Origin of the sequence: Egibacter rhizosphaerae (assembly GCF_004322855.1) — a bacterium.
Taxonomy (GTDB): Bacteria; Actinomycetota; Nitriliruptoria; order Euzebyales; family Egibacteraceae; genus Egibacter; species Egibacter rhizosphaerae.
The window spans coordinates 377,605-402,430 of record NZ_CP036402.1 but is presented as its reverse complement, the minus strand read 5'-3'; the positions used below and the strand labels follow the sequence as shown (position 1 = coordinate 402,430).

The window sequence follows — 24,826 nt, the reverse complement described above, 5'->3', positions numbered from 1 at the left end:
GAGGGGAGGCTCCGATCGGCGGCTGAAGTTGGCCGGTCACTCCTGCTCGGGATGCCACGCCTCTGCCTGTAGTCGCAGGTCATCGAGGCGCTGCCAGTGCCGTCCCACCGCTTCGAGCCCTTCGGGAGTGAGGCGTACCGTGGTGCGTGGCTGACGACCCACGAACGCCTTCTCGATCTCGACGATGCCCGCATCCTCGAGCCTGGCGAGGTGACTGCCGAGATTGCCCGTGGACAGCCCGGTCAATCGCTGCAGGAACGTGAAGTCCGCCTCCCGGCACGCCGACAGCGCCGTCGCGATCGCGAGCCTCGCCGGCTCGTGGATCAGCTTGTCGAGCCGTGTGAGCTCGGCGAAGGGTGGATCCTGCCGGTCGTCCGAGTCGGTCACACCTCGCCCCCCACGGCACCCCGAGGCCCTCGCGTGAGCAGGCGCACGTACTCGACGGTCCCGGCGAGTACCAGCCAGACAGGTACGAGCAGGGGTTGGTAGCCCGCGAGGGGGTGGATCGGCTCGGCCAGGGCCGGCGTGGCCGGCGGGAGCGGGACGTCGATCAAGGCCCCGAGGGAGAGCAGGCTGGCGACCGCGATCACCGCCCCGATCACGAGGTGCTGGGCGTAGGCCCACGGGGCCTGCCAGGCGAGCGCGGCGATCAGCAGCCCCAGCAGCACTCCCGTTCCAAAGACGGGCGAGTCGAGCGTGGGGTGGTCGAGGGCCATGGTGACCAGGAGCGCCGTCGCGGCCACCACCACGATCGCGACGCTGCGCCATTCCCAGCGGAGCGCCACTCTCCCGAACCGGGCGCGGTGCCACCGATGGGCAAGGACCGTGGCCCCGGCCGCGGCGAGCACCCCTATCCCGAGCGCCGGCAGGAACCAGCCTCCCAGGTCCCAGCCCAGTTCCCCGACGCCGAACAGCAGGAGGAGCGCGCCGAGCGGCACGATCCGCAGGCCCGGCACCGTCGCGAGCTGTGTCCGCCGCTCGACGGCTCGGCGATCGATCAGATTCATGATGCAGACCCTTCTGCACTGCAGACTCATCTGCAAGATAGCCACTCCGGCCGGGGTCCGTCAACGCCCGTTGCAGGCGGACTTGACACATCGAACTTCGTATATGATCTTCGAGATATGGATGAGCCGGACGAGACTTCGCACCTCAGTCGGAGCATGCTGAGCGATCGTGCGTACGAGGCGCTGCACGAGCGGATCATCAACCTCGAACTCGAGCCCGGTCAGCGGCTCAACATCGATCGGCTGTCGCGAGAGCTGGGGGTCAGCCCCACGCCGTTGCGGGATGCGCTGCGGCGCCTCGCGGACGAGGACCTGGTCGGGGTCCAGCCGTTCAAGGGCTTCTACGTGGCGCCGCTGCTCGACATCGACGAGATCCACGAACTCGCCGAGGTCCGGGCCCTCATCGAAGCGCACTCGGTGGAACGCCCCGGTGGGGCCGCCAGTGGGACGGTGACCGACCTCCGCAAGGAGGTGGAGCTCATGGACGGCCTGATCGAGGCCGATGAGCTGGACCTGCGGGGGTTCAACGGGGCCGACGCGCGGTTCCACACCACGCTGGTCGCCTCCGCGGGGAACCCGATGCTCGAGCGGACGTACCGCAAGCTCAACGCGCACGTGCAGATCGCCCGGCTGTTCATCGGTCGCGGACGCGTCGATGCGAGGCAAGCCAACGACGAGCACCGCCGGATCGTGGCGGCCCTCACCGAGGGCGATCTCACCAAGGCACGCGCCGAGCTCACCGCCCACATCCAGGGTGTGGCCGATCGGTTGGGACACGAAGGCGAGGCCGTGACATGAGCGGGGTCGCGGAGGCGATCGTCGAGCAACTCGTCGGGGTGGGGGTGCGGCGTGCCTACACGGTGCCGGGGGAGAGCTTCCTACCGCTGCTCGATGCGTTCGACCGCCATCCCTCGACGATGCTCGTCTCGACGCGGCATGAGTCCGGGGCGGCGTTCATGGCGGAGGCCGACGCCAAGCTCACCGGTGTCCCCGCCGTGGCCATGGCGACGCGCGGTGTGGGGGCATCGAACCTGTCGATCGGGGTCCACACCGCTCGGCAGGACTCCACCCCGATGATCGTGTTGCTCGGCCAGGTTGAGACGGCCCACCTGACACGCGAGGCCTTCCAGGAGGTGGACCTGCCCGCGTACTACGCGGAGATCACCAAGTGGGCGGCCACGGCCACGAGCGCCGAGCGGTTGCCCGAGCTCGTGGACCGCGCCTGGCACGCGGCGACCTCCGGGCGACCCGGGCCGGCGATGCTCGCACTGCCGGCGGATGTGCTGGAGGGGGACGCGCCGGAGGACGACGGGTGGCGGCCGAGTGTCGCGCGGCACGCGACGGCGGCGCTCGCGGGCCCCGAGGCCGAGGAGTTGGCGGCGCGCCTGAGCGAGGCTGCGGCCCCGGTGATCATCGCCGGTGGCGGGGCGCAAGGAGCGCGCGAACAGCTGGTCGCGGCTGCCGAGGCCCTGGGCGCAGGGGTCTACGCGAGCTTCCGCCGGCAGGACGTCTTCCCGAACGACCACCCCCTCTACCTGGGGCACCTCACGCTGGGGACGCCGCCGACGATCCTGGAAGCGCTGCGGGAGGCGGACGCGGTGCTCATCGCCGGCGCCCGAATGAGCGAGATCACCACGCAGGCGTACACGCTGCCGCGGCCGGATGCGTGGATCGCCCAGATCGACGCCGACCCCGAGATGGTCGGTGCGGTCGTCCCGGTCGACCTCGGCGTGGTCGGTGGCGCACGGGAGGTGCTGGGCCAATTGGCTGCCACGGCCGCCCAGCAGCCCGCACCGACCCGTGACTGGCGCGAGGCCCACACCGCCTTCGAGGAGGCGAGCCGGCCGACCGCCCACGTCGGGGATCCCATACACCCGGAAGCGGTGATGGCCGCACTGGCCGCCACGCATCCCGACGACACGCTGATCGCCAACGACGCCGGCAACTTCTCGGTCTTCGGGCACCGTTTCTGGTCGTTCCGACATCCCAGGACCCAGCTGGGGCCGACGAGCGGTGCGATGGGCTACGGGGTGCCGGCGGGGGTCGCGGCGGCGCTGGCGGAACCCGAGCGGGAGGTCGTGGTGCTCGTCGGCGACGGGGGCCTGCTCATGACCGGGCAGGAGCTGGAGACCGCGGTTCGATACGGCGCCCGCCTCACGGTGGTGGTCTTCCGCAACGGCCTGTACGGCACGATCGCGCTGCACCAGGGTCGCCAGCACGGCCGTACGTCCGGCGTCGACATCGGCGAGGTGGACGTGGCCGGCCTCGCGCACGCCTACGGGGCGGCTGCCTGGCGGGTCTCCCGATCCGACGAGCTCGAGCCGGCGCTCGCGGCCGCGCGCGACCACGCCGGTCCAGCGGTCGTCGACGTGCTCGTCGATCCCGACGTTCTGACCCCGGCAGCTCGACTCAGCGACCTCGTCGCGGAAGGAGGCTCGCGATGAGCCGCCGGCCGCAGGTCGTCAAGATCGAGCCGATCCCGGTCGCCCACCAGCTGCCGAGCGGACACCGCTACGGCAGTGCCCGCGGGCAGATCCCGGCCCGCGCCGCGACGCTCGTGCGGCTCGAGACCAGCGAGGGGGTCGTGGGTTGGGGTGAGGGCTTCGGCCCCCCCGGTCCGGTGGTCGCAGGTGTCGCCGAACTTCGCGACGAGGTGGTCGGCCAGCCCGTCGACCGCATCGTGCCCCTGGTTCGTCACATCCTGCAGACGGGCTATCACCGCGGTCTCGGCGGCGCGCATCTCGCCGCTCTCAGCGGCGTCGAGATCGCGCTGTGGGACGCGTGGGGCCGCACGCTCGGCGTGCCGGTGACATCGCTGCTGGGCGGGCGCGCCCGCGAGGAGCTGGTGCCATACGCCTCCACCGGCTACGTCCTCGACCACGAGGACGGGGAGGCCGCTTACGCGGCCCAGCTCGAGACCGTCGCGAGCGACGGATTCCCCGCGGCCAAGGTCAAGCTCGGGCTGGGCGCCGAGCGCGACCGGCGACGCGCGGAGCTCGCCCGGGAGAAGCTGGGTGACGACCGCGTGCTGATGGTGGACTTCAACGGCAACTACACCGCTGATCTCGCGATCGAGACGTTGATGGCGATCCGCGACCTGCGCATCGCGTGGGTCGAGGAGCCCGTTCCTCCCGAGGACCTCGACGGCCTCGCACGCGTTCGCGCCGCAGGCGTGCCGATCGCCACCGGCGAGGCCCTCTACACCCGGTACGGCTTCCGGCCGGTGATCGCCTCCCAGCTCGCCGACGTCGTGCAGCCGGACGTCGCGAAGTGCGGGGGCATCGCCGAGGCGCGCGTCATCATCGACCTCGCTCACACCTGGAACCTTCGGGTCTCCCCCCACGTCTGGGGTGGGGCGGTGGCTCAAGCCGCCTCCCTGCAGCTCCTCGCCGCCGTCCCCGCGACCCCGCACACCGCCGTCGCCCCGCAGCCGTTGTGGCTGGAGTTCGACCGTGGGGCGAACCGCCTGCGTGACGACCTGCTCGTCACCCCGATCCGGCCCGTCGACGGGGTCGTCCCGGTCCCTGACGGCCCGGGACTCGGCGTGGAGATCGACGAGGACGCCGTCACCGAGCTGCGCGTGAGGACATCGTGAGCCGCGTGACACTGGCCGTGTTCGGCGGCACGGGGTTCATCGGCCGTGCCGTCGCCGCGGCCGGGCGCGCTCGGGGCTACGAGCCGGTGCTCCTGGCACCCGACGACCCGGCCGGGGCCGCGGTCGTGGCCTCCGACGTGCCGGTCGTTTACTGCGACGTGGCCAGCCCGGAGAGTGTGCGCGAGGCGCTGGCGACCACGCGCCCGGGCGCAATGGTCCACCTCGCCGCCTACGGCTCGGGGCCGGCGGGACTGCTCGCGGGCGCGAGTGAGAACCCCGTGGCCGCGGTGGACGTGAATGTGCGGGGACTCGTGAACGTGGTCGAGGCGGCCGGCGAGGTCGGGCTGGACCGGATCGTGTGGTCGAGCTCCACGACCGTCTACGCATTCGGCACGCCCGATCCACGGTCACTCGTGGACGAGCGCGTGCCCCCCGCCCCACAGACCATCTACGGGGCGACCAAAGCCGCCGCGGAGCTGATGGCGGCGCCACTCGAGGGACGTACCGGCGTCCGGCCGGTCGGGTTGCGGTTGCCGCTCGTGTTCGGACCGGGACGCTGGTACGGGGGCTCGCAGGACGCGCTGGTCGCCTTCGTCGCCGATGTCGCCGCCGGGCGACCGACCCGCATCCAGGCGACCGACACCCTCGCCGACTGGATGTACGTCGACGACGCCGCACACGCCCTGCTGGCCGCGCTCCACGCCGACTCCCCGGGCCACGTCTACAACCTCGCCGCCCACCAAGCGTCGCTGGCCGAGCTCGCCCGCGCCGTGGCCGCCCACGCCAGGGCGCCGGCCGCGGTCGACCTCGTCGCGCGGCAGGGACCGGATTTCCCGCTCGTCGACGGCTCCGCGGCCGTCACCGACCTCGGGCTCGAGCCGCCGCTCGGGCTCGCCAGCGCTGCCGCCGACTACGTCGCCCGAACGGAGGTCACCGATGCCCACGCCGACTGAGCGCCTGGCCGAACTCGGCCTACAGCTGCCCGAGCCCGCCAAGCCGTCCTTCAACTACGTCCCCGTCGCGGTGCACGGCGACCTCGCCTTCGTGAGCGGCCAACTGCCCAAGGAGGAGGGCGAGGTACGCATCACCGGGCGCGTCGGCGAGGACGCGGACCTCGAGGAGGCCAGGACGGCCGCCCGGATCTGTGTGCTGCAGGGGCTCGCGGTCACCGCGGACGCGCTGGGCGGTCTCGATCGCATCCGGCGCGTCGTGCGCGTCACCGGCTTCGTCGCGAGCGCCGAGGGCTTCCACGGGCAGCCGAAGGTCGTGGATGCCGCCAGCGACCTGCTGGCCGAGGTGTTCGGGGACGCGGGTCGCCACGCCCGCTCGGCGGTCGGCGTGGCCGAGCTCCCGCGCGACGCCCCGGTCGAGCTCGAGTTCATCTTCAGCCACGACAACGTCCAATAGGGACGGGAATGGCCATCGAACAAAAGGAGGCACCGAGATGCGAGCGCAACTCCGCAGATTCTGGCTGCTCGCCGCGCTGATGACCGCCGCCCTGGTCCTTGCGGCCTGCGCCGAGGACGAGGACGACGTGGCCGACGACGAGCCCGACGCCGACGGCACCGAGGAACCCGAGCCTGACGACGAGCCCGACGACGAGCCCGACGACGAGCCGGACGACGAGCCGGACGACGAGCCCGACGAGGAGGAGGCCGAGGAAGAGCCCGACGAGGCCGCCGACGAGACCATCGATGTCGAGGAGCGCACGATTCGGCTGGCCACGATCCGGACCACGGACGACCCCGCGCACGCCGGGGCCGAGCGGTTCGGCGAGATCCTCTCCGAGCGCACCGACGGGGCGGTCGAGGTGGACATCTTCCCCGACAGCCAGCTCGGCGACTTCCCTGATCTGTTCGCCGACATGCAGGCCGGCGAGCTCGACATGTTCTACGAGGGGATCTCGATCTACCCGACGCTCGACGGCGGGGACAACTTCCTCGTCACGAGCGTGCCGTTCATGTGGGAGAGCTACGAGCAGTTCCGGGAGGTCATGGAGACCGACCGCTTCCAGGAGCTGTTCGACGAGGCGGCGGAGGAGACCGGGGTGCGCGTCATCGCCACCGCGGGCGACAAGGAGCCCCGCGCGCTGAGCGCCGACCGCCCGGTCGAGACCGCCGACGACATGGAGGGCCTCTCGCTGCGGATCGCCGAGGCCGAGATGCCACAGCAGTTCGCGACCGCCCTCGGCGCCCAGCCCGAGGTTGTGCCCTTCAGCGATCTGTACCTCTCGTTGCAGCAGGGTGTCGTCGACGCGCAGGAGAACGGCGCGATCTCGATGGTGACCCAGAGCTTCTACGAGGTGCAGGACTACTTCATGCCGATCGACTACATCCGCGACGTCGAGACCTTCTACATGAGCGACGAGATCCACGCGGACCTGGAACCTGAGCTCCAGGAGGTCATCGAGGAGGCGGCCGAGGAGGCCGGCGAGGTCGTGACCGAGCAGGTCGGCGAGCAGATGGACGAGGCCATGGGCACCCTCGAGGAGAACCTCGAGATCGTCGAGCCCGACATCGAGTCGTTCGAGGAGGCGCTCGAGGGCGAGTTCGAGCAGTTCGACGGTGACCTCTGGGAGCAGGGCCTGCTGGAGGAAACCCGCGAGCTGGCCGAGGAGGCCGGTTAGCCCACTCGGCCGGGGCCGGGGCCGGGGCCGGGGCCGAGTCCCGACCCCGGCCGCCCCGTGGCCTGACGGGGGTCCTGTGGCCCCAGCGGCGGCCCCGGCCGGCCGTTGGCGATGAGGAGGTGACGTGACGACGCTCCCCGTCGAACCCTTGCGCGCCGGTGTGCACCACCTCGCCCGCGCGTGCGCCGGCCTCGCCGGGCTGTGTTTCTTCGCGATCTTTCTCATCAACGCGGTCCAGATCGCGATGCGGACCTTCTTCGGCGGTGGCTTCCTGTGGGTCACCGATCTCAGCCAGTTGCTGTTCGTCTGGATGGTCATGCTCGGGGTCGTCGTGGCTTATCACCAGCGGGGCCACATCGTCGTCGACTTCGTCGTCGCGCGGTTCCAGGGACGCTCGGAGCTCGCCCTCGCCACGGCCGTACGCGCCATCGAGTTGGTGCTGTTCGCCTCGCTCGTGTACGCGGGCATCCAAGTGACCCTCGTGCGCACCGGCATCGCGTACATCCAGTTGGGTCTGCCCACCAGCTGGGCCTTCGCCGCGGTCCCCACCGCCGGGACCCTCCTGTTGCTCGCCGCGCTGGTCCTGCCGTTGCGCTTCGAGCGGGAAGCGGCGCGCGACGACGTCGAGCCACCGGAAGGAGACCAGGAGTGAGCGCCCCGTTCGATCTGTCCGCCGCGAGCTCGGCCGAGCTCGCCCCCACGCTCGGCGAGGGGCAGGTAATCCTCCTGCCCGTCGGCGCCACCGAGCAGCACGGACCCAACCTCGGTCTCGGGATCGACTACCGCATCGCCGATGGCTTGGCCCATCGGATCGCCGAGCGGCTGTACGGCCTCGCACTCGTCGCGCCGCCGTTGCCGTTCGGGCTCTCGGCCCATCACATGGCGTTTCCCGGCACGATCTCTATCGGATCGGACGCCTTCCAGGCCGTGATGACCGACGTCGTGCGCAGCCTGGCGCGCCACGGCCCGCGCCACTTCCTGTTCGTGAACGGGCACATGGGCAACCAGGCCGTGCTGTCGGTGCTCACCACGCGGCTCGAGTTCGAGGACGGGCTGCGGGCGGCGTCGGCCTTCTATCTCGCCCAGGCACGCGACGTGATCCAGGAGCACGCGGTCACCGATCGATGGGGCCACGCCTGCGAGATCGAGACCAGTGTGGCGATGGTGCTGGCGCCGGAGCTCGTCCACACCGACGCGCTCGAGGCCGGCGACCTGATCGAGGAGTACGGGCCCTACGAGGACAATTACCAGCCGCACGCGCTCCAGGTGCCCAAGTCGTTCGCGGCCCGCACCCGCAACGGGGCGTTCGGGGACGCCCGCCGTGCGAACCGCGGGGCGGGGGAGGAGATCGTGGAGACGGCCGTGGACCGGATCGCGGCCTTCGCTCGTCACTTCGTCACGACGGACCCCAACGCGTGATCGCGCTCCTCTTCGTCCTGCTGTTCGCCCTCATGGCACTGGGGGCGCCGGTGTGGGTCGCCATGGCCACGTCGGGCGTCGCCTACGTGTTGATCGCCGATCTCGGCGAGGCGACCCGGCTCCCCACGGCGATGGTGGACGGCGTGTCCGGCTTCGAGTTGCTGGCGGTGCCGTTCTTCATCCTCACCGGGGACCTGATGAACCGCAGCGGGATGACCAAACGCCTGATCGACCTCGTGCTGTTCTTCATCGGCAAGGTCCGGGGCGCTTTGGCGTACGTGTCGGTCAGTGTGAGCTTGTTCGCGTCGGGAATCTCGGGCAGCGCCCCGGCCGACGCCTCGGCGGTGAGCGCCGTGCTCATGCCCGCCATGCGCGAGGAGGGCTACCGGCCGACGTTCGCGGCGTCGGTGAACGCGGCGTCGGCGATCATCGGGCCGATCATGCCGCCGAGCATCCCGATGATCTTCGTGGCCCTGGTCACCAACCTCTCGGTCGGGCAACTGTTCCTCGGGGGCGTCGGTCCCGCGCTGCTGCTCACCGCGATCCTGTTCGTGGTGCTGTTCCTCCGTGGCCGCCACCAGCCCATGCCGGTGGCCAAACCCACCGAGCGGTCGTTCGGCAGCCTGCGGCGTCTGCTCAGCGAGGCGCTGATGGCCCTGGTCGCCCCGGTCATCATCGTCGGTGGCGTGCTCACGGGCGTTGCGACGGTGACCGAGCTCGCGTTCGTGGCCAGCGGCTACGTGTTGCTGGTGGGCATCCTCATCTACCGGACGATCTCGCTGCGGGACCTGTGGGGGATCTTCCGCGACAATGCGGTCTTCGCCTCGACGGTGATGGTCCTGTTCGCGGTGGTGGGGATCTTCAGCTACATCGTCGCCGCCGAGCGGGTCGGGGACGACCTTGCGACGCTGGTGGACGGCCTCGATGTCGGGCCGGTGCAGTTTCTGCTGCTCGCGATGGTCTTCTTCCTCGTCGTGGGACTGGTCATCGACGCGGTACCCGCCATCCTGATCTTCGCACCGATCCTGCTGCCGGCCGCGCTCGACGTGGGTGTGGACCCCATCCACTTCGGGGTGGTGATCGTGGTCAACCTCATGATCGGCCTGCTGACGCCGCCGGTCGGGGCGTTGTTGTACGTGGTGAGTAAGGTGAGCCAGGTCTCGTTCGTCGGGCTGACGCGTCAAGTCCTGCCGTTCGTGGTCGCGTTGCTCGGTGGGTTGGTGATCATCGTCCTGGTCCCCGAGATTGTGATGTGGCTACCCGAGGCCATCTTCCGCTGATCCTGACGGGTCGTTCGTGGTCCGCGGAAGCGGCTCCGGGAACCGGTCATCGACGGCTCCGGTCCAGAGCGACGGCTCCCGCCCGGGGTGACGGCTCCCGCCCGGGGTGACGGCTCCGGCCAGGGTGGAATGTTGACGCGACGTCGACACGCAGAAGGAGTACGCACATGAGTACCGAGGGGATCGAAGCGCTGACCGGGGCGAACCTGGTCGCTGACCGTGAGCGCGCCGAAGGAGCGCGCTTCCGCGGGCCGGACCCGCGCACCGGCGGGGAGGGTCCGCTGGCGGTGGCCGAGGCCACCAGCGGCGAGGTCGCCGACGCGGTCGCTGCGGCCGTGGAGGCCGCGCCGGTGCTGGCTGCCTGGACGCCGCAGCGGCGCGCTGAGGTCTTGCGAGGGCTAGCCGACGCGCTGGACGCCGACGGCGAGGCGATCATCGCCGTCGCCGATATCGAGACCGCCTTGGGGCGGGCTCGGCTGTCCACGGAGTTGGCGCGGACCAGCAACCAGCTACGCCTGTTCGCCGACGTGGTCGCGGAGGGTCGCTACCTGGAGGCGACGATCGACGCGCCCAACCCCGATGTGGTGCCCCCGAGACCGGATCTGCGCCGTCAGCTCGTGCCCCTGGGTCCGGTCGCGGTCTTCGGTGCGAGCAACTTCCCGTTGGCCTTCAGCGTGCCCGGTGGTGACACCGCCTCGGCGCTGGCGGCGGGCTGCCCCGTGGTGGCCAAGGCACACCCGTCCCACCCGGCGACATGCGAGCGGACCGCCCGGGCGCTGCGGGCGGCGCTGACGGACGCCGGCGCCCCGCCCGGCTCGCTGTCGATGGTCCACGGTCAAGGGGTCGAGGTCGGGTCGGCGCTGGTCGAGGCGCCGGGCATCGCCGCGGTGGGATTCACCGGCTCGCGGGCGGGGGGTCGGGCGCTGCACGATCTCGCGGCACAGCGTGATGTGCCGATCCCGGTCTACGCCGAGATGAGTTCGCTGAACCCCGTGTTCGTGACCGACGGTGCGCTGGCGGCCCGAGGCGAGGAGATCGCTGACGGCTTCCTGCAGTCGATGACCATGGGCACCGGGCAGTTCTGCACCAAGCCCGGGGTGCTGGTGCTGCCCGACAGCGCCGAGGGCGCCTCGTTCGCCGAGCGTGTTGCCGAGCAGGCCGGGGCGCATGCGGGTGGCCCACTGCTCAACGGGCGCATCGCGTCCGCGCTGGCCGAGCAGCTGGCGCGAACCCGAGCGATCGACGGCGTCGAGGTACTGGCAGCCGGTGAGGTCACCGAGCGCGATGGGTTCGCCGCCCGCCCGACCGTTCTGCGCGTCCCTGCCGAGCGCTTCCTGGCCGAACCGGATCTCGCCGCCGAGCACTTCGGACCGATGGCCGTGCTGGTCACTGCCTCACCCAGTGAGCAGATCACCGTCGCAGCCTCGCTGGAGGGCCAGCTCACCGCCACCGTGCACACCGAAGAGGACGAAGCGGACAAGATCACCGAGCTGGTCGAGGAGCTGACCCGCATGGCCGGCCGCGTGGTGTGCAACGGGTATCCCACCGGCGTGGCCGTCACCCACGCGATGCACCACGGCGGCCCCTATCCGGCCACCACCAACCCGCTGCACACCTCGGTCGGCTCCACAGCCATCCGCCGGTTCCTGCGTCCCGTCGCCTATCAGACGGCCCCGCAGGCCCTGCTGCCCCCCGCCCTGCGCGACGAGAACCCGCTCGACCTGCCTCGGCTGCTCGACGGCGCGTGGACCACGGCGCCGGTCGAGCGTTAGGGCGAAGACCGGTCGCTGCCGTGGGCGTCATCGCCCACGGCAGCGACCGATGATGTCCACACGCGGGCTGTTTGCGCGCCCGATCAAGGCACTGTGCGGGCGTGACGTACGCCCATGCGCGAGTCCTCGATGCCCCAGGAGACGACACGCTCGGGGTACAGGCGGATCAGGGCGCTCGGTTCGGTCAGCGCCTCGGCGCGGCCGCGCACCTCGACGCCCCGCGGTTGCCACGGCGGCAGGACGTCGTCGATGACGACCGCCGCGCGACCGGTGCGCGCGACGTCCCGGAACTTCTTCGTCGACGGCAGGTCCATGCCCTCGAAGTCCAGCGTGTCCAAGTCGCTGTTGTGCGTCCAGCCGGTGGGGACGACGTGCGGGGTGCCGTCGGGGCCGACCGTGGCGATGCGGCCGAGACGACGATCGCCGTGCAGGTACTCGAGTTCGGCGTCGGTGAAGACCTCGCTCACGGGTGCACTCCTTCCACCGGGCCGCTGGGCGCGGCCCATGCCGCGGCCCTCTGTGCCGAGGGACTACACTCCCTGTGTAGTTCCTAAGTATGCACAGTCTGTGTAGTTGTTCAAGGGGTGGTGCTGTGGAACCCAGCAACGCGCGCAGTCGCCGCACTCGCGGTGCCCTGTTGGGCGCGGCCCGTGCCATCCTCGAGAACGAGGGATTCGACGCGTTGACGATGGCCGCCGTCGCCCGACGAGCGGGCGTGACCCGACGCGCGGTGTACCTGCACTTCTCGTCGCGGGCGGAGCTGCTCGCCAACCTGTTCGGGTACGTGGCGCAGGCCGAGGGACTCGCGGACTCCCTCGAGCGGGTCTGGCAGGCGCCCGACGGGCCGACGGCGCTTGAGCGGTGGGCGCACCACCTGGCCGACTATCATCCGCGGATCATGGCAGTCGACCGCGCGATCCAGCAGGTCGAGGCACGGGATCCGGACGCGGCCGCCCACCGCGAGCGCGTGTCGGCGGCTCAGCTCGAGGGCTGCGGAAGGATCGTGGCGCAGTTGGCCGACGAGGGATGCCTCGCTGCGGGCTGGACGCGGCGCACGGCCACCGACTTCCTGTTCGCGCTCATCTCGACCGATATGTTCGAGCGCTTGCTCTTCCGGGGGTGGTCGTCCTCGGAGCTCTCCGAGCACCTCGCCGGGTTGCTGCGCGCCACGTTCGTCGACGCGGACACAACGGGGTTCGAGCTGACCTCGCCGCAGTCGCCGACGTGACGTGAGCGCTACCTGAGCAACAGGGCGTTCGAAACCGCAGTCGTAAACTTTATGTCATCGGACCTACCGGGAGAGTGTGATGAGACTCGGCTTACACTACGTGTCGTTCTCCGGTCCGCCCGATCCCCCGAAGATCGCGCCGACGCTCGCCGAGACCGCACGCACGGCCGAAGACGCCGGCTTCTCGGCGTTCACGGTGATGGATCACTACTTCCAGATGGACATCGAGGATTGGCTCACCGCCGAGGAGCCCATGCTCGAGGCCTACACGACCCTCGGTTACCTGGGGGCGGTGACCGAGCGCCTGACGCTCGGGACGCTCGTGACCGGGGTCATGTACCGCTATCCGGGCCTGCTCGCGAAGATCGCGACCACGCTGGACGTGCTGTCCGAGGGTCGCTGCCGGTTCGCCATCGGCGCATCCTGGTACGAGCGCGAGAAGCGTGGTCTCGGTGTGCCGGTCGTGCCGATGCGTGAACGGTTCGAGCGGCTGGAGGAGACGCTGCAGATCTGCCTGCAGATGTGGAGCGACGACGACGGGCCCTACGAGGGTCGCCACTACCAGCTCGCCGAGACGATGTGCGTGCCCCAGCCGGTGAGCCGGCCGCATCCACCGATCATGGTCGGGGGTGGTGGGGAGCGCCGAACCCTGCGGCTCGTCGCCCGCTACGCCGACGCGTGCAACCTGTTCGGCGCGGAGCCCGAGGAGCTCGCGCGCAAGCTCGGCGTGTTGCGGGCCCACTGCGAGGCCGAGGGCCGTCGCTACGAGGAGATCGACAAGACCGTGCTCGAGCTCGGTTCCCCGCTCGACGATCCGGACGCGTTCGTGGCGACGCTGGAGCGTTACGCCGAGCTGGGGGTAACCGAGGTCCTGACCGTGCCGGACCGGCCACCGGTCCAGTTCGCCGAGCAGATGGGCGAGCTCGTCGTCCCGAGGGTCGCCGCGATCCGGTGACGGCTTGCGCTCACGCGCGGCGCCCCCACGTCAGAGCGTGCACGGGGGTGAGTTCGGTCGAGCCGAGGTCGACGAATCCGTGACGCGACAGTAGCTCGTCATAGGCGCTGCGCGGCAGCAGCTGATCGTCGATCTGCGCCTCGAAGAACTGGATGCCGCCCATGATCCGGCCGGGAACGCTGGCCAACCCCTCGTCGGTCTCGGGGAAGGGGAAGTCGCTGATGACGAACCATCCACCGGGCTCGAGGGTCCCGAGCACCCGCTCGGTGGTGCGGTCGAGGTCCCGGCACTCGTGCATCGAGATGTTGTTGACCACGAGCGCGGCGGGGTCGTCGAGGACGAGGTCCTCCAGCGGACTGACGTGCACCGAGACGCGCTCGGACAGGCCGGCCTCAGCCACGCGGTCGCGGGCCAGGCTCACCGAGTACGCGTCACCGTCGACGCCGACGATCTCACAGGTGGGGTAGGCCTCGGCCAAGCGCAGTAGACCCTCACCGGACCCGCACGCGGTGTCCACGATGCGCCCGCCATCGGCCAGACGCTCGTCGAGGCCCGAGACCTGCCCGAGCCCGGAGCCCACGAGGCGCGTGTAGAACGGAGTGCCGGTGCCGGCCACCCCGGCGATCCACTCCGGGCCGCAGTCGTCCCACCAGAGCCGCTCCCCGGACGGGAGGGCCGCCTCGAAGCGGTCGAACATCTCGTGCTGTTCGAAGACCAGGAAGACCCCGCCGATGTAGGCGGGCGAGTCCATGTCGAGCAGGAGCGTGGCTACGTGCGGGGCGAGACGGTAGCGCTCCCCGTCCCGCTCGCACACGCCGGCAGCCAGCGCCGAGCGGCACCACACGGCGACGTAGAAGCCGTCCAGGCCGAGGCGGCGGGCGAGTCCTTCGGGCGAGAGCCCGTCAGGTTCGTGGGCCAACGCCTCCACGAGGCCGGTGCGCAGGCCGAGGCTGATCGTGCGGTGGCTGGCGTAGCCTGCGGCGTGGGCGAGCAGGGGCTTGGCCTGCTCGGCGACGGTGAGTGCGGCGCTCGCGGTGGCGGTCATCACGGCTCCTGTCGGTGGCGGTCGAGTTCGCTCGGTGCTTGGATGTGCCCTGACGATGGCACCTCCCGGGGGTGCGGCGCATCCGTGACCTCACCCAATCCGAGCGCAACTTCGGAGTGGCCGGCACGGCCCGGCGCGTGAAGGCGTTCCGTTCCCTACGATCACCGGCATGGGGACCCGCCTGGCCCACCTCGAGGCTGCCGAGCGTGCCCTGGCTGAGGGTGATTGGCCCGCAGCCAGGGATGCGTACAACGCCGCGCTCGAGACCGTTGAGACTCCCGAGGCCCTCGCCGGGCTCGGCGAGGCCCTGTGGTGGCTCGGAGAGATCCCGGCGGCGATCGAGCGCACCGAGCGTGCCTACGCGGCCTTCCGCCGCCGGGGCGAGCCCAGGGCCGCCGCCCGGGCGGCCCTGTGGCTCGCGCTGCGCCACGACGCCAACCTCGGCAACTCCGCCGCGGCCGCCGGCTGGCTCGCACGTGCCAGGACCCTCGTCGACCACCACGACTTCGAGGACCTTCGTGGGTGGGTGTTGTTGTACGAGGCCGAGACCGCCGGTCCGGGGCCAGGCCAGGCCGCCGCGCATCGGGCCCGCGAGCTGGCCCGGGAACACGGGGACCTCGCGCTCGAACTGTGCGCCACCAGCGAGCTCGGAGCCCAGCTCATCTCCGGTGGCCGGATCGGCGAAGGCAAGGTCCACCTCGACGAGGCGATGGCCGGGTCGCTCGCCGGCGAGGGCGACGCGCCGTTCACCGTCGTCTACGCGAGCTGCAACACCCTGCATTCATGCACGGCCTGTGCCGATTTCGAGCGGGTCGTGCAGTGGGCGCGCGCTGCGGATCGCTTCGTCCGGAGGTTCGGTTGCCCCTTCTTGTTCAGCCGGTGCCGCACGATCTACGGGGCGGCCCTCGTCGCGGTCGGTGATTGGGTCCAGGCCGAGGAGGAGCTCGTGGCCGCCGTGCGCCTCACGCGCGAGGCACTGCCGCCGGTGCACGCGGAGGCCCTCGCAGGGCTGGCCGGCCTGCGCCTGGAACAGGGCAGGGAGGAGGAAGCCGCACGCCTCGTCAACGGCCTCGGCGAGCACCCGCTAGCCGCTGCGGTCCTGGCCAGGATCCGCCTCCAGCGCGGTGACCCCGCCGGGGCGGAGGCCCTCCTGCGTCCCTGGCTCACTGGGCCCGCGAAGGCCACCCTTGAGGAGCTGGCAGCCCACGAGCTCTTGGGGGAGGTCGAGATCGCGCAGGGGCGAGCCGACCGGGCCGGCGAGCGCGGCCGGGTGCTCGCCGAGGCCGGCGAGCGATCATCCTGCGAGCTCACGTTTGCCCGTGGCGCGCGGTTGATGGCCCGCGCCCAGGCCGGTGACGACGAGGCGGTCCGGTCCGGGCTCGAGCATGCGATGGCGGCCTTCGCTCGGCTGCGGATCCCGCTGGAGGCTGCGCGGACGCGGATGGAGCTCGCTCGCTGCCTCGTCCACGATGCCCCGGAGTCTGCGGCCGCCGAGCTACGCCACGCTCTCGAGGCCTTCGAGGGACTCGGCGCCGCGCGCGACGCCGATGCCGCCGCGGCGCTGCTTCGCGACCTGGGGGTCAAGGTTGCCCGCTCGGCGCCGCGCGGCCGGGCTTCGTTGAGCGCCCGAGAGCGTGAGGTCCTCGCCCTGGTCGCCGAGGGATTGTCGAACCCCGAGATCGCCGAGCGGCTGTACATCAGCCGCCGCACCGTGGAGCACCACGTCGCCCGCGTCCTTGAGAAGCTCGGCGTGCGTACCCGTGGCGAGGCCATCGCCAGCGTCGCCCGGGGCCAGCCCACCGACGCTGCCGAGCCCTGATGTCGGGCGTGGTGAGGTGCCGATCGTCGGCGACCCCTGGGGGAGTAATCCTGCTGATCGGCGTCCGGGGGGAGCCCATGCGCGACCCCTTGAGGACCGTCGAGGACTGGGACGAGCGCTACCGCACCAGCGAGCTCGTGTGGCGCGCCGAGCCGAACCGGTGGGTGCGCACCCACTCCCAGGGCCTCGCGCCGGGCACCGCCCTGGACCTCGCGTGCGGCGAGGCGCGCAACGCGGTGTGGCTGGCCGAGCGTGGATGACAGGTCACGGCGGTCGACTTCTCGGCCGTCGCGCTGGACAAGGCCCGCGAGCTGGCCACCAGCCGCGGGGAGGGCGTCGCGATGCGGATCCGCTGGATCGTCGACGATGTCCTTACCGACGACGACCCAGCGACCTACGACCTCGTGCTCCTCGTCTACTTCCACGCGTCGCAGGCTCAGCGCACCGCCGCGGTGCGGCGCGCCGCCGCCGCCGTCGCCCCCGGTGGGCGGATGCTCGTCCCGCCCTCGATCTCGTCGTCGAACTCGAGCGTCACACGGATGCCGAGCGGGGCGTCAAGGGGCCGTCCCTCGGCAGGGCGCCCTGACCCCTGCGCCCCTGACCCCTGCGCCCCTGACCCCATCAGGGACGATGGCATCGGTTCTGACCGTTTCACCCCCGCTCGCGGCCGCAGCGAAGCCACGGGACGATAATGTGCCCGTTTGTCATGCTCCATACGGGTTCGACCCAATCTACGCATCCTCGAGGAGGCACCGTGCCCACGGTCATCCGGGACCTGTTCGCCGAGCCACGCACTCGCTGGCCGATTCTGGGCGGCTCGGTGGTGTTGCTCGGGATCTTCTTCGCGTTCGATCTGCGCAGCAACGGGATGGAGCGCAACTTCTCGTTCGCGAACATGGCTGATCCCGTGTGGACGCTCGAGGAGTTCGGCGCGTTGTGGGTCTACGGAGGCTTCGCGCTGAACCTGCTGATCGCGGTGGGCACGGCGACGCTGATGGTGCTCGCGTTCACGTGGGCGAGGGCCGCTCGGCGCGCCACCGCCTGCTCGACGAGCGCGGTCGCGCCCGTGGCGATCGCGTTCGGCACGTTCACGTGCCCGGGCTGCATCCTGCCGGTGACCGGTCTGTTCGGGGTGACGGTCGCGGCGACGTCCCTACCGTTGCTCGGCCTCGAGATCAAGGTCATTGCCCTGGCCGTCGTGATCGGCGCGCTCGCCTGGGCCGTGCGCGCGAGCAGCCGGGCCAGGGGCTGGTGAGCGCTTCCCGACCAGGGGTCATTTGGTTGCGGGCTCGGGCGAGGAGCTCGCGCCATCGATCTCCGCCTTGCGGGCTACCAGGATCCTGAAGATGAGATCATCCGGTAAGGCCTCGTCGGGTGGGAACCGAACGACGGTGCGCGAGGCGTCGTAGGGCTCCAGATCCTCCGCGAGGTCCTGCAGCACGCGCCCGTACATCACGTAAAGAGCCACGTGTCGCTGGGCTGCGCCGATGCTGACCAACGGCTGACCGAGATAGCGGAAGGCGGGGACGCCGCGGCGCATGACCTCCTCGACCTGAGGACTCACCTCGGTGACGGCCCGACGCATGCGCTCGATGCCTCGCGCTTCGACTCGGGCAGCTTCGCGAGGTAGTCGTCGACGGGGGACGTCATGGTCGAACCTCCGTGCGGCGTGTGGTGGCGGTGCCCCTCGCAGGGGTAGACGCACGAGCCTTGGGTGACTCATCGGCCTCCCACAGCGCGGGTGCGCCCATTGCTGACAACGGGGAACTCTCGCGACCGACCCTGGGGAGAATTCCGTGTCGCTCACACCCGCATCGCCTTGGCGGGAAGTCGGCGCAGCTTGTCGCTTTCGGGTACGGACCCGGTCGCGGTCGACGACGAGGATGGCCGGCGGTTACCACACGACCTCAGGAGGAGCACATGAGCGGCAAGATCGGGACGACCGGCACGGGGGAGTCGCAGGCAACCGACACGGTGGCGGCGCCTCGTGAGCAGGTTCAGGGCAGCCAAGTCGAACGCCGGGCGTCAGGGTTCACTCGAACCGCGAAGCCGCCGGGTACACAGCGTTGCGGGGACCCCATCGCCGGCTCGCGCTTTGGTCCGCGCGCGAGCGCGCCGTACTCGAACGCGAACGCGACGAAATCAGTTCACAGCCCGACGACGACAACCGGCCGTCATCCTGACCGAGGCCGGCAGCTTCCGCTCAACCGCACGCGTCCCGCAGGCTCGGGTACGGATTGATGATCTGATCGCCGTCCGCGTGGATCTCGAAGTGCAAGTGCGGTGAGGTCCCTCGCGCGTTGCCGGTCGTGCCGACCGTGCCGAGGGTCTGGCCGGTCTCCACCCGCCCCGAGACCGCGAGGCTGTCGAGATGGGTGCCGATGTAGACGTGACCGTCGACCCCGTGCAGGCGGAACTGCAGCCCGGCGCGTTCCCCGCGCACGTGCTCGACACGGCCCGGGACGGGGGCGACCACCCGAGTGCCCCTGGCCGCGTACAGATCCACCCCGTTATGGAAGCGACCGCCGGGTTTGGCGATCCCGAAGTCGTTGACCCACCGCGCCGATCCCCGGACGGGGCAGTGCCAGCCGCCGGGGATGGCGAGGGTGCTCCCCGGCAGGATCCGATCGGGGTCGGCGATGCCGTTGGCTTCCGCGAGCCGGTCGACGCCGACCCCGAAACGCTGGGCGATGCCCGACAGGGTCTGGCCTGGCGCGACCCGGTGTTCGCCACCCCCGCGTGAGGCGACGTTGCGGGCGGCAGGGCCGCCCACGTTCAGGCGCTGACCCGCCTTGACGTGGTGCCGACTCGCCAAGCCGTTCCAGTCCGCGAGCTGCCGTGCGGTGACGCCGTAGCGGCTGCCGATCATCGCGAGGCTCTCGCCGGGGCGGACCACATGGTGGCCGCCGGATCCGGCCCCGCCACCGGTGGCTCCCGGGATGCTCAGGGTGGAGCCGGCGACGATGCGGTTCGGGTCGGCGAGGTCGTTCGCCCGTCGGAGCGCCGAAACCGTGGTCTCGTGGCGCTGGGCGATGTCCTCGAGGGTCTCCCCGGGCTCGACCGTGTGGTTCTCGGGCGCGGCCCCAGCTGTGAGCAGCGCGCCGGTCACGACGAGCATTCCTGCCGTCCAACGACGTCCCCGCCACGCCGACCGGCCGGTCCTTGAGCCTGTCTCTCGCGGATAATCGGACATCACTATCCTCCGTGCCGACATGCACGACATGTCTTTACTGTGACCACATCACTGTGACCACATCACTGTGACCACATCACTGTGACCACATCACTGTGACCACATCGAACACTCATTCCAACATGACCATCCGTACGGGGCTGTCCACGCTCAGCAATACCCCCGTTGGGCGGACGTCTCTCCGTCGCGACGAACGGTCGCCGTCCGCGCCTGCGCCGCAAGCAGCTCGTCCTGGGGGCGAGGAGGAGTCAGCAAGCGCCTCGAGCGGGTGGGTCCCATTCGGCGGCTCAGCGTCGCTGCCGGATGCGGATCATGTTGCCCGCGGGATCCCGGAGGGCTCAGTCGCGCGCGCCCCACGGCTGATCGACCGGCTCCTGGACGATCTCGGCGTCGCCGGTCTGCACCGCACACCTCGGTGACGCTGAGGTCGCCCCGTCGCAGCAGCGCCATCGCACGCTCGATGCGCCGCGTCATCAGATAGGCGCAGGGAGACTCCCCGTAGGCGCGCCGGAATTGGCGGCTGAGGTGCCCGGCCGACATGTGCACGCCGCGGGCGAGGGCCTCGACGTCGAGCGGCTGCGCGTACTCCCGGTCGATCCGGTCGCGGCGGCGCCGCAGTCGCGCGAGTTCGCGCAGGTACTGCGCGGCGGCGCGTGTGCGGGTCCGAGCGCGAGCCTGCCATGTCGCCGTGGCGTTTGCCCAGTCCTCGCCCGGGCCCCCGCGCCGCTACGGGGTGCGCAGGGCGGGGTCGCTGGACTCGCGGTGCCGTGCGGCCAGGAAGGCCTCCCAGGTCAGCTCGCCGACCGCCCGGTCCGGGGCGAGGTTGGCCCCGTCTCGAAAGGCGCGGGCGGCCCGTCCCGGAATGCGCACCGGCACGATCGGGCGCCGTGTACGGTGAGCCCGTAGGTAGCCGCGGGCCAGATCTCCCAGCTCGTGGATCTGTGGACCGGCCATGTCGGGCACGTGTCCGGCCGGGGGCGCGAGCGCCAGGTCGGTGAGCCGACCGGCCACCTCGCCGGCCTCGACCGGTTGGAACCGGAACCCGGACGGCACCGGGATGGCCGGTAGCCGGCTCATCTGGCGGACGGTCGCGAGGATCAGGTCGTGGAACTGGCTGGCGCGCAGCGTCGTCCAGGGCAGTCCCGAGTCGGCCACCACCCGCTCGGCGGCGAGCTGCGATGCGTAGTACCCGAACATCGCCCGGTCGAGGCCGGCGGTGGCGGGGATACGGTCCGCCCCGACGACCGAGATGAACACCAGGTGCTGAGCGCCTGCCCCTACCGCGGCCCGCACCAGATGCCGCGCCTTCTCCTCGTCGCCCTTGGCGCTGCCCGCGCAGTGCACGATGACCCCGGTGCCGGCCACCGCGGCATCGATGCCCTCGCCGGTGGCCAGGTCGCCCCTGACAACCTCGAGGCCCGCTCCGCCTCGGTCGAGGTCGGTACGGCCGGTGCGGCCTTGACGGCTAAGCACGCGTACTTCGTGGCCCCGGGCGCGCAACCGCGCGACGACGTGACGGCCCAGGGTCCCCGTACCGCCAGTGACCAGAACGGGACGCACCCGGTCGCTCGGGCCATCGTGCATCGGTTCCTTATCGTGCATCGGTTCCTTATCGTGCATCGGTTCCTCCAATGTCACATCGGGGGTGTTGGGCGGGTCACTTACTATGACCCCTGGCAGCGCGAGGATGTGACTGATGAGCGACCACGACTGGCTCGCCGACCGGTTCGAGAAGCAGCGGCCCCATCTGCGGGCGGTGGCCTACCGGATGCTCGGGTCGTTGGCCGAGGCCGACGACGCCGTGCAGGACACGTGGCTGCGCGCCAGCCGGGCCGGCGCGAACGACATCGACAACCTCGGCGGGTGGTTGACCACGATCGTCGCGCGCGTGTGCCTGAACGTGTTGCGGTCCCGCAACGCGCGACGGGAGGCCTCCCTCGACGCGGACGTCCCCGACCCCGTCGTCGGGCCCGGGGACGAGCCGCCGCCCGACGAGGAGGCGCTCTTGGCGGACTCGGTGGGTCTCGCGTTGCTCGTCGTGCTCGATGCCCTCTCCCCGGCGGAGCGGGTCGCCTTCGTGCTCCATGACATGTTCAAGTTGCCCTACCAGGACATCGCTCCGCTGGTCGGTCGGTCTCCCGCGGCCGCGAGACAGTTGGCCAGCAGGGCCCGCAGACGGGTTCGGGACGCCGGGCCAGCGACCCCCGACCCCGATCTCGGACGGCAACGGGAGGTCGTCGACGCGTTCTTCCGGGCCGCCCGCGGTGGCGACGTCGACGCGCTCGTCGCGGTGCTCGACCCCGAGGTCGTGCTGCGCGCTGACGCCGGTGTCGGGGCGCCCCAGGCGTCGGGGGTGTTCCGCGGCGCGGCGGCGGTCGCGCGCCAGGCGCTGCGGGGTGCCACCCCCGCCGCGGTGGTGCGACCGGCCTTGGTAAACGGCGCCGCGGGAGCTGTCATCACCGTCGGGGAGCGGCCCGTTGCGGTGATGGGCTTCACCGTCGCCGGGGGCAGGATCGTCGAGATCGTCGCGATCTCGGACCCTGAACGCGTCCCGAGGATCGCTGCCCCGGGGCGGTCGTGGTCACCGGGCACCGCTCGGTGATGGAGCAGCCCGTCCTACCGGCCGCGCGGGCGAGGTGCTGCGGTGATCGCCGGGCATGGACACCGTTGCCTATTCCCGGGACTCCGGTCGCTCGGCGGGCATCGCCGACTCGGTCGTGAGCAGCAGGATCGCGCTCAGGAGCGCCAGGAGCGCCCCGGTGCCGAACAACGCGATGTCGCCGTACCCCGCGAGCTGCCCCGCGAGCAGGCTGCCGGTCATCCGCCCGCCGCCGAGCACGGCGGTGGCGTACACGCCCTGCATGCTCGCGCGGAACTCGTCGCTGGCGCGGCGGTCGAGGTAGATCTGCGGTGCGACCGCGACGGTGACGATGACGAGGCCGTGCACGAGCTGCGTGCCGAGCGCGATCCCCACGGTCGGCACGAACGCGAGCAGCAGCAGTCGCACGACCTGCGCCGCCATGCCCAGGACCACGAGGCGGCGGAACCCGACGAGCCCGAGCAGCGCGCCGAACGCGAGCATCCAGCCGATCTCGACCACGACGCCGACGTTGAACACGATGCCGGCCCACTCCTCGCCGATGCCGACCGAGTCGGTCAGCCACAGCGGGTAGAACGTGAACCACAGCCCGTTCGAGATGTTCGCGAGCAGCATCGCGAGCACGAACCAACGGATCCGTTTGGCCATGAGCGCGCGGATCGCCGCCCGTGTCGCGACCGGCCGCCCGACCGGGCTCGTCGCAGCGACTCCCGTGATCGGCGGCAGCCGCCACGTGTTCGCGACCCCGAGTGCGCAGGCCAGCACGGCGGCGACGATGATCGCCTGCGTCGAGCCGGCGCGCTCCACCAGGAAGTACAGCGCGAGGCTCGGAATGATGAACCCGACCGTGCCCCACACCCGCACCCGGTGGAACGGGGTGTCACCACTCAAGCCGGCGGCGCGGCCTTGGAAGAAGAGGCCGTCCTGGACCGACATGATCGGTTGGTAGGCGAGGCTGTGGAGCCCGAACAGCAGGGCGACGAGCGCGAAGCCGGTCGAGTGCGACATCCCCCACAGGGCCGCGCCCCCGATCGCGAAGCTCCCGGCGAGCAGCCGGCGGGTGGGCACCCCCAGGTCCGCGAAACGGGTCAGGAAGATCGGCGCCACGATGATCGCGAAGCCGCTCAACCCCACGACGAACCCGATCTGCGGGTCGGAGAGGCCCTGCTCGCGGCTGAGGTAGATCGGCAGGAACGGGCCGATCGACCCGATCACGGCGTACGCGAGGACGTACTGGGTACGGATGCCGCGCATCAGCGCGACGCGGGGTGGCAGCGCATCTCGGCTTCGTACCCCTGGTGCGAGTCGCTGTCAAAGAGACGTGCTGACCCTCCCGCCCGCTGAACGCCCGCCGCGCCCGGTCGACAGCACCCCGCGAGCTCACCGGCGGTTGATCAACGCGTCGCGTCGGCCAGGAGATCGACCTGATCGACGTCGGCGACGGTCGGGTCGAGGATGAGCTCGTCGAAACCCGCGTCGGCGAACGCACCCACCGTCTGGGCGACGCTCTCGGGGTCGCGCAGGATGCTGTCGGCGATCATGTTCGCCACCTCGGTGCCCATGGGCCCGTAGTAGTCGAGCGCGTAGTCGCGGGCCCGCTGGCCCACATCACCGAGGCCGAAGTACACCAGGGCGACGAGACGCGGCTCGCCGCTTCGGCCAGCCTCGTGCCAGGCGGTGCGGACCCGGTCGGCCCACTCCTTGGCCGTGTCCGGGGGGAGCCCACCCGCGGTCCAGCCGATGCCGACCTCCGCTGCCCGGCGGATCGCCGCGTCGGTGTTGCCCCCGATGAGCAGCGGGACCCCCTCGGGGCGCGTGGGCTGCGGCGTGATGGGTCGGCTGCCCTCGACGAGCGGCTCTCCGCGCCAGGCGGCCAGCAGCTCGTGGAGCTGCGCGTCGAAGCGCTGTCCGCGCGTTTCGAAGTCGCGGCCGGTGAGCTGGTAGTCCGTCGCGCGCCATCCCACGCCGAGGCCGAGCGTCAGGCGCCCACCGCTCAGCTGGTCGACGGTCGCGGCCTGCTTGGCGAGCTCGGCGGAGCTGCGCGGCGGCGCGATCAGCACGTTGGTGAGCAGCCCGATTCGCTCGGTGACCGCGCCTGCCGCGGCCAGGGCGGTGAGCTCCTCGTAGGTGGGGAATTCCACCGCGCCGATCGTGGCCAGCGTCGAGAAGCCCGCGGCCTCCGCACGCCGTGCCCACTCCAGCATCCGACCGCCCGGCGTCCCGGGAATGCTGTTGGGGATCCCGATCCCGACGTCCATGACACTCTCCTTCATCGATGGCCGCCGGAC

General features: G+C 71.1%; 25 protein-coding genes and 3 pseudogenes. 17 read left to right on the top strand and 11 right to left on the bottom strand.

The window, feature by feature from the left end; genetic code table 11:
- Nucleotides 1–36: 36 nt before the first annotated feature.
- Nucleotides 37–387: a winged helix-turn-helix domain-containing protein gene (locus tag ER308_RS01825; protein WP_131153427.1), complete on the bottom strand. Its 351-nt coding sequence runs from the start codon at nt 385–387 to the stop codon at nt 37–39.
- Nucleotides 384–1,007: a hypothetical protein gene (locus ER308_RS21270; protein WP_165491739.1), complete on the bottom strand. Its 624-nt coding sequence runs from the start codon at nt 1,005–1,007 to the stop codon at nt 384–386. Before ER308_RS21270 ends, ER308_RS01825 begins: the two co-directional genes overlap by 4 nt.
- A gap of 117 nt (nt 1,008–1,124) precedes the next feature.
- On the opposite strand from ER308_RS21270, the gene ER308_RS21265 reads away from it, so the two are divergent.
- From ER308_RS21265 to ER308_RS01770, 10 genes are all read left to right on the top strand, one after another.
- Nucleotides 1,125–1,805, top strand: a complete 681-nt coding sequence (locus ER308_RS21265) for a GntR family transcriptional regulator (RefSeq protein ID WP_205745839.1) — start codon at nt 1,125–1,127, stop codon at nt 1,803–1,805.
- Complete coding sequence (locus ER308_RS01810; RefSeq protein WP_131153424.1) at nt 1,802–3,451, top strand: thiamine pyrophosphate-dependent enzyme; 1,650 nt, start codon at nt 1,802–1,804, stop codon at nt 3,449–3,451. The genes ER308_RS21265 and ER308_RS01810 overlap by 4 nt, the downstream gene beginning before the upstream one ends.
- Nucleotides 3,448–4,602 carry a mandelate racemase/muconate lactonizing enzyme family protein gene (locus ER308_RS01805; RefSeq protein WP_131153423.1) on the top strand — a complete coding sequence of 385 codons (1,155 nt, stop codon included), beginning with the start codon at nt 3,448–3,450 and terminating at the stop codon, nt 4,600–4,602. The genes ER308_RS01810 and ER308_RS01805 overlap by 4 nt, the downstream gene beginning before the upstream one ends.
- Nucleotides 4,599–5,555, top strand: a complete 957-nt coding sequence (locus ER308_RS01800; RefSeq protein WP_165491737.1) for an NAD-dependent epimerase/dehydratase family protein — start codon at nt 4,599–4,601, stop codon at nt 5,553–5,555. Before ER308_RS01805 ends, ER308_RS01800 begins: the two co-directional genes overlap by 4 nt.
- The gene (locus tag ER308_RS01795) at nt 5,539–6,009 is read left to right on the top strand and encodes a RidA family protein (RefSeq protein WP_131153421.1); all 471 of its coding nucleotides are present in this window, start codon (nt 5,539–5,541) and stop codon (nt 6,007–6,009) included. Before ER308_RS01800 ends, ER308_RS01795 begins: the two co-directional genes overlap by 17 nt.
- Nucleotides 6,010–6,046: 37 nt before the next feature.
- Complete coding sequence (locus ER308_RS01790; protein WP_131153420.1) at nt 6,047–7,228, top strand: TRAP transporter substrate-binding protein; 1,182 nt, start codon at nt 6,047–6,049, stop codon at nt 7,226–7,228.
- A gap of 124 nt (nt 7,229–7,352) precedes the next feature.
- Nucleotides 7,353–7,880: a TRAP transporter small permease gene (locus tag ER308_RS01785; RefSeq protein ID WP_131153419.1), complete on the top strand. Its 528-nt coding sequence runs from the start codon at nt 7,353–7,355 to the stop codon at nt 7,878–7,880.
- On the top strand, nt 7,877–8,647 hold the full coding sequence (locus ER308_RS01780) for a creatininase family protein (protein WP_165491736.1): 771 nt from the start codon (nt 7,877–7,879) through the stop codon (nt 8,645–8,647). Before ER308_RS01785 ends, ER308_RS01780 begins: the two co-directional genes overlap by 4 nt.
- Nucleotides 8,644–9,927 carry a TRAP transporter large permease gene (locus ER308_RS01775; RefSeq protein WP_131153418.1) on the top strand — a complete coding sequence of 428 codons (1,284 nt, stop codon included), beginning with the start codon at nt 8,644–8,646 and terminating at the stop codon, nt 9,925–9,927. Before ER308_RS01780 ends, ER308_RS01775 begins: the two co-directional genes overlap by 4 nt.
- A 167-nt stretch (nt 9,928–10,094) precedes the next feature.
- Nucleotides 10,095–11,699 (top strand): aldehyde dehydrogenase (NADP(+)), encoded by a 1,605-nt coding sequence (locus tag ER308_RS01770; RefSeq protein ID WP_131153417.1) that lies wholly within the window; start codon nt 10,095–10,097, stop codon nt 11,697–11,699.
- An 83-nt stretch (nt 11,700–11,782) separates the two neighbouring features.
- On the opposite strand, the gene ER308_RS01765 is transcribed toward ER308_RS01770, so the two are convergent.
- Nucleotides 11,783–12,166, bottom strand: coding sequence for a PPOX class F420-dependent oxidoreductase (locus ER308_RS01765; RefSeq protein ID WP_205745838.1), 384 nt, complete (start codon nt 12,164–12,166; stop codon nt 11,783–11,785).
- Between the two features lie 125 nt (nt 12,167–12,291).
- Here ER308_RS01765 and ER308_RS01760 point away from each other — a divergent pair, with 125 nt between their 5' ends.
- The gene (locus ER308_RS01760; RefSeq protein ID WP_165491735.1) at nt 12,292–12,927 is read left to right on the top strand and encodes a TetR/AcrR family transcriptional regulator; all 636 of its coding nucleotides are present in this window, start codon (nt 12,292–12,294) and stop codon (nt 12,925–12,927) included.
- A gap of 79 nt (nt 12,928–13,006) precedes the next feature.
- Entirely contained in the window at nt 13,007–13,882 is an 876-nt protein-coding gene (locus ER308_RS01755; protein ID WP_131153414.1) for an LLM class F420-dependent oxidoreductase, read from the top strand.
- A 10-nt stretch (nt 13,883–13,892) separates the two neighbouring features.
- On the opposite strand, the gene ER308_RS01750 is transcribed toward ER308_RS01755, so the two are convergent.
- Nucleotides 13,893–14,927: a class I SAM-dependent methyltransferase gene (locus tag ER308_RS01750; RefSeq protein ID WP_131153413.1), complete on the bottom strand. Its 1,035-nt coding sequence runs from the start codon at nt 14,925–14,927 to the stop codon at nt 13,893–13,895.
- 169 nt (nt 14,928–15,096) lie between these two features.
- On the opposite strand from ER308_RS01750, the gene ER308_RS01745 reads away from it, so the two are divergent.
- The 4 genes and pseudogenes from ER308_RS01745 to ER308_RS01730 all read left to right on the top strand — a co-directional run bounded on the left by ER308_RS01745 (nt 15,097) and on the right by ER308_RS01730 (nt 18,001).
- A complete protein-coding gene (locus ER308_RS01745; protein ID WP_131153412.1) occupies nt 15,097–16,746 on the top strand; it encodes a LuxR family transcriptional regulator in 1,650 nt (549 codons plus the stop codon).
- Between the two features lie 77 nt (nt 16,747–16,823).
- Nucleotides 16,824–17,006, top strand: coding sequence for a hypothetical protein (locus tag ER308_RS01740; protein ID WP_205745837.1), 183 nt, complete (start codon nt 16,824–16,826; stop codon nt 17,004–17,006).
- 33 nt (nt 17,007–17,039) lie between these two features.
- Nucleotides 17,040–17,183: pseudogene (locus ER308_RS23005) on the top strand (class I SAM-dependent methyltransferase); the annotation flags it as partial.
- Nucleotides 17,184–17,500: 317 nt separating this feature from the next.
- Complete coding sequence (locus tag ER308_RS01730) at nt 17,501–18,001, top strand: hypothetical protein (protein ID WP_131153411.1); 501 nt, start codon at nt 17,501–17,503, stop codon at nt 17,999–18,001.
- 18 nt (nt 18,002–18,019) lie between these two features.
- On the opposite strand, the gene ER308_RS01725 is transcribed toward ER308_RS01730, so the two are convergent.
- The 5 genes and pseudogenes from ER308_RS01725 to ER308_RS01705 all read right to left on the bottom strand — a co-directional run bounded on the left by ER308_RS01725 (nt 18,020) and on the right by ER308_RS01705 (nt 21,523).
- Nucleotides 18,020–18,331 carry an iron chaperone gene (locus ER308_RS01725; protein ID WP_205745836.1) on the bottom strand — a complete coding sequence of 104 codons (312 nt, stop codon included), beginning with the start codon at nt 18,329–18,331 and terminating at the stop codon, nt 18,020–18,022.
- Nucleotides 18,332–18,949: 618 nt separating this feature from the next.
- Complete coding sequence (locus ER308_RS01720; RefSeq protein WP_165491734.1) at nt 18,950–19,855, bottom strand: LysM peptidoglycan-binding domain-containing M23 family metallopeptidase; 906 nt, start codon at nt 19,853–19,855, stop codon at nt 18,950–18,952.
- 422 nt (nt 19,856–20,277) lie between these two features.
- Nucleotides 20,278–20,343 (bottom strand): annotated as a pseudogene (locus ER308_RS23000) (VOC family protein); the annotation flags it as partial.
- Nucleotides 20,339–20,575 (bottom strand): annotated as a pseudogene (locus ER308_RS22995) (helix-turn-helix transcriptional regulator); the annotation flags it as partial. The pseudogenes ER308_RS23000 and ER308_RS22995, both read right to left, overlap by 5 nt.
- Before the next feature lie 90 nt (nt 20,576–20,665).
- The gene (locus tag ER308_RS01705; protein WP_131153409.1) at nt 20,666–21,523 is read right to left on the bottom strand and encodes an SDR family oxidoreductase; all 858 of its coding nucleotides are present in this window, start codon (nt 21,521–21,523) and stop codon (nt 20,666–20,668) included.
- 112 nt (nt 21,524–21,635) lie between these two features.
- On the opposite strand from ER308_RS01705, the gene ER308_RS01700 reads away from it, so the two are divergent.
- Complete coding sequence (locus ER308_RS01700) at nt 21,636–22,541, top strand: sigma-70 family RNA polymerase sigma factor (RefSeq protein ID WP_131153408.1); 906 nt, start codon at nt 21,636–21,638, stop codon at nt 22,539–22,541.
- Nucleotides 22,542–22,610: 69 nt separating this feature from the next.
- Here the strand turns inward: ER308_RS01700 and ER308_RS01695 are convergent, their stop codons facing one another.
- Nucleotides 22,611–23,792, bottom strand: coding sequence for an MFS transporter (locus tag ER308_RS01695; RefSeq protein WP_131153407.1), 1,182 nt, complete (start codon nt 23,790–23,792; stop codon nt 22,611–22,613).
- Nucleotides 23,793–23,932: 140 nt separating this feature from the next.
- A complete protein-coding gene (locus ER308_RS01690; RefSeq protein ID WP_131153406.1) occupies nt 23,933–24,796 on the bottom strand; it encodes an LLM class flavin-dependent oxidoreductase in 864 nt (287 codons plus the stop codon).
- Nucleotides 24,797–24,826: the final 30 nt, after the last annotated feature.

What these genes read in the sequence shown, in the direction of transcription:
- ER308_RS21270 (WP_165491739.1), bottom strand. Translation starts at nt 1,007, where the DNA reads ATGAATCTGATCGATCGCCGAGCCGTCGAGCGGCGGACACAGCTCGCG.
- ER308_RS21265 (WP_205745839.1), top strand. Translation starts at nt 1,125, where the DNA reads ATGGATGAGCCGGACGAGACTTCGCACCTCAGTCGGAGCATGCTGAGC.
- ER308_RS01810 (WP_131153424.1), top strand. Translation starts at nt 1,802, where the DNA reads ATGAGCGGGGTCGCGGAGGCGATCGTCGAGCAACTCGTCGGGGTGGGG.
- ER308_RS01805 (WP_131153423.1), top strand. Translation starts at nt 3,448, where the DNA reads ATGAGCCGCCGGCCGCAGGTCGTCAAGATCGAGCCGATCCCGGTCGCC.
- ER308_RS01795 (WP_131153421.1), top strand. Translation starts at nt 5,539, where the DNA reads ATGCCCACGCCGACTGAGCGCCTGGCCGAACTCGGCCTACAGCTGCCC.
- ER308_RS01790 (WP_131153420.1), top strand. Translation starts at nt 6,047, where the DNA reads ATGCGAGCGCAACTCCGCAGATTCTGGCTGCTCGCCGCGCTGATGACC.
- ER308_RS01770 (WP_131153417.1), top strand. Translation starts at nt 10,095, where the DNA reads ATGAGTACCGAGGGGATCGAAGCGCTGACCGGGGCGAACCTGGTCGCT.
- ER308_RS01755 (WP_131153414.1), top strand. Translation starts at nt 13,007, where the DNA reads ATGAGACTCGGCTTACACTACGTGTCGTTCTCCGGTCCGCCCGATCCC.
- ER308_RS01750 (WP_131153413.1), bottom strand. Translation starts at nt 14,927, where the DNA reads ATGACCGCCACCGCGAGCGCCGCACTCACCGTCGCCGAGCAGGCCAAG.
- ER308_RS01745 (WP_131153412.1), top strand. Translation starts at nt 15,097, where the DNA reads ATGGGGACCCGCCTGGCCCACCTCGAGGCTGCCGAGCGTGCCCTGGCT.
- ER308_RS01740 (WP_205745837.1), top strand. Translation starts at nt 16,824, where the DNA reads ATGCGCGACCCCTTGAGGACCGTCGAGGACTGGGACGAGCGCTACCGC.
- ER308_RS01725 (WP_205745836.1), bottom strand. Translation starts at nt 18,331, where the DNA reads ATGCGTCGGGCCGTCACCGAGGTGAGTCCTCAGGTCGAGGAGGTCATG.
- ER308_RS01705 (WP_131153409.1), bottom strand. Translation starts at nt 21,523, where the DNA reads ATGCACGATGGCCCGAGCGACCGGGTGCGTCCCGTTCTGGTCACTGGC.
- ER308_RS01700 (WP_131153408.1), top strand. Translation starts at nt 21,636, where the DNA reads ATGAGCGACCACGACTGGCTCGCCGACCGGTTCGAGAAGCAGCGGCCC.
- ER308_RS01695 (WP_131153407.1), bottom strand. Translation starts at nt 23,792, where the DNA reads ATGCGCGGCATCCGTACCCAGTACGTCCTCGCGTACGCCGTGATCGGG.
- ER308_RS01690 (WP_131153406.1), bottom strand. Translation starts at nt 24,796, where the DNA reads ATGGACGTCGGGATCGGGATCCCCAACAGCATTCCCGGGACGCCGGGC.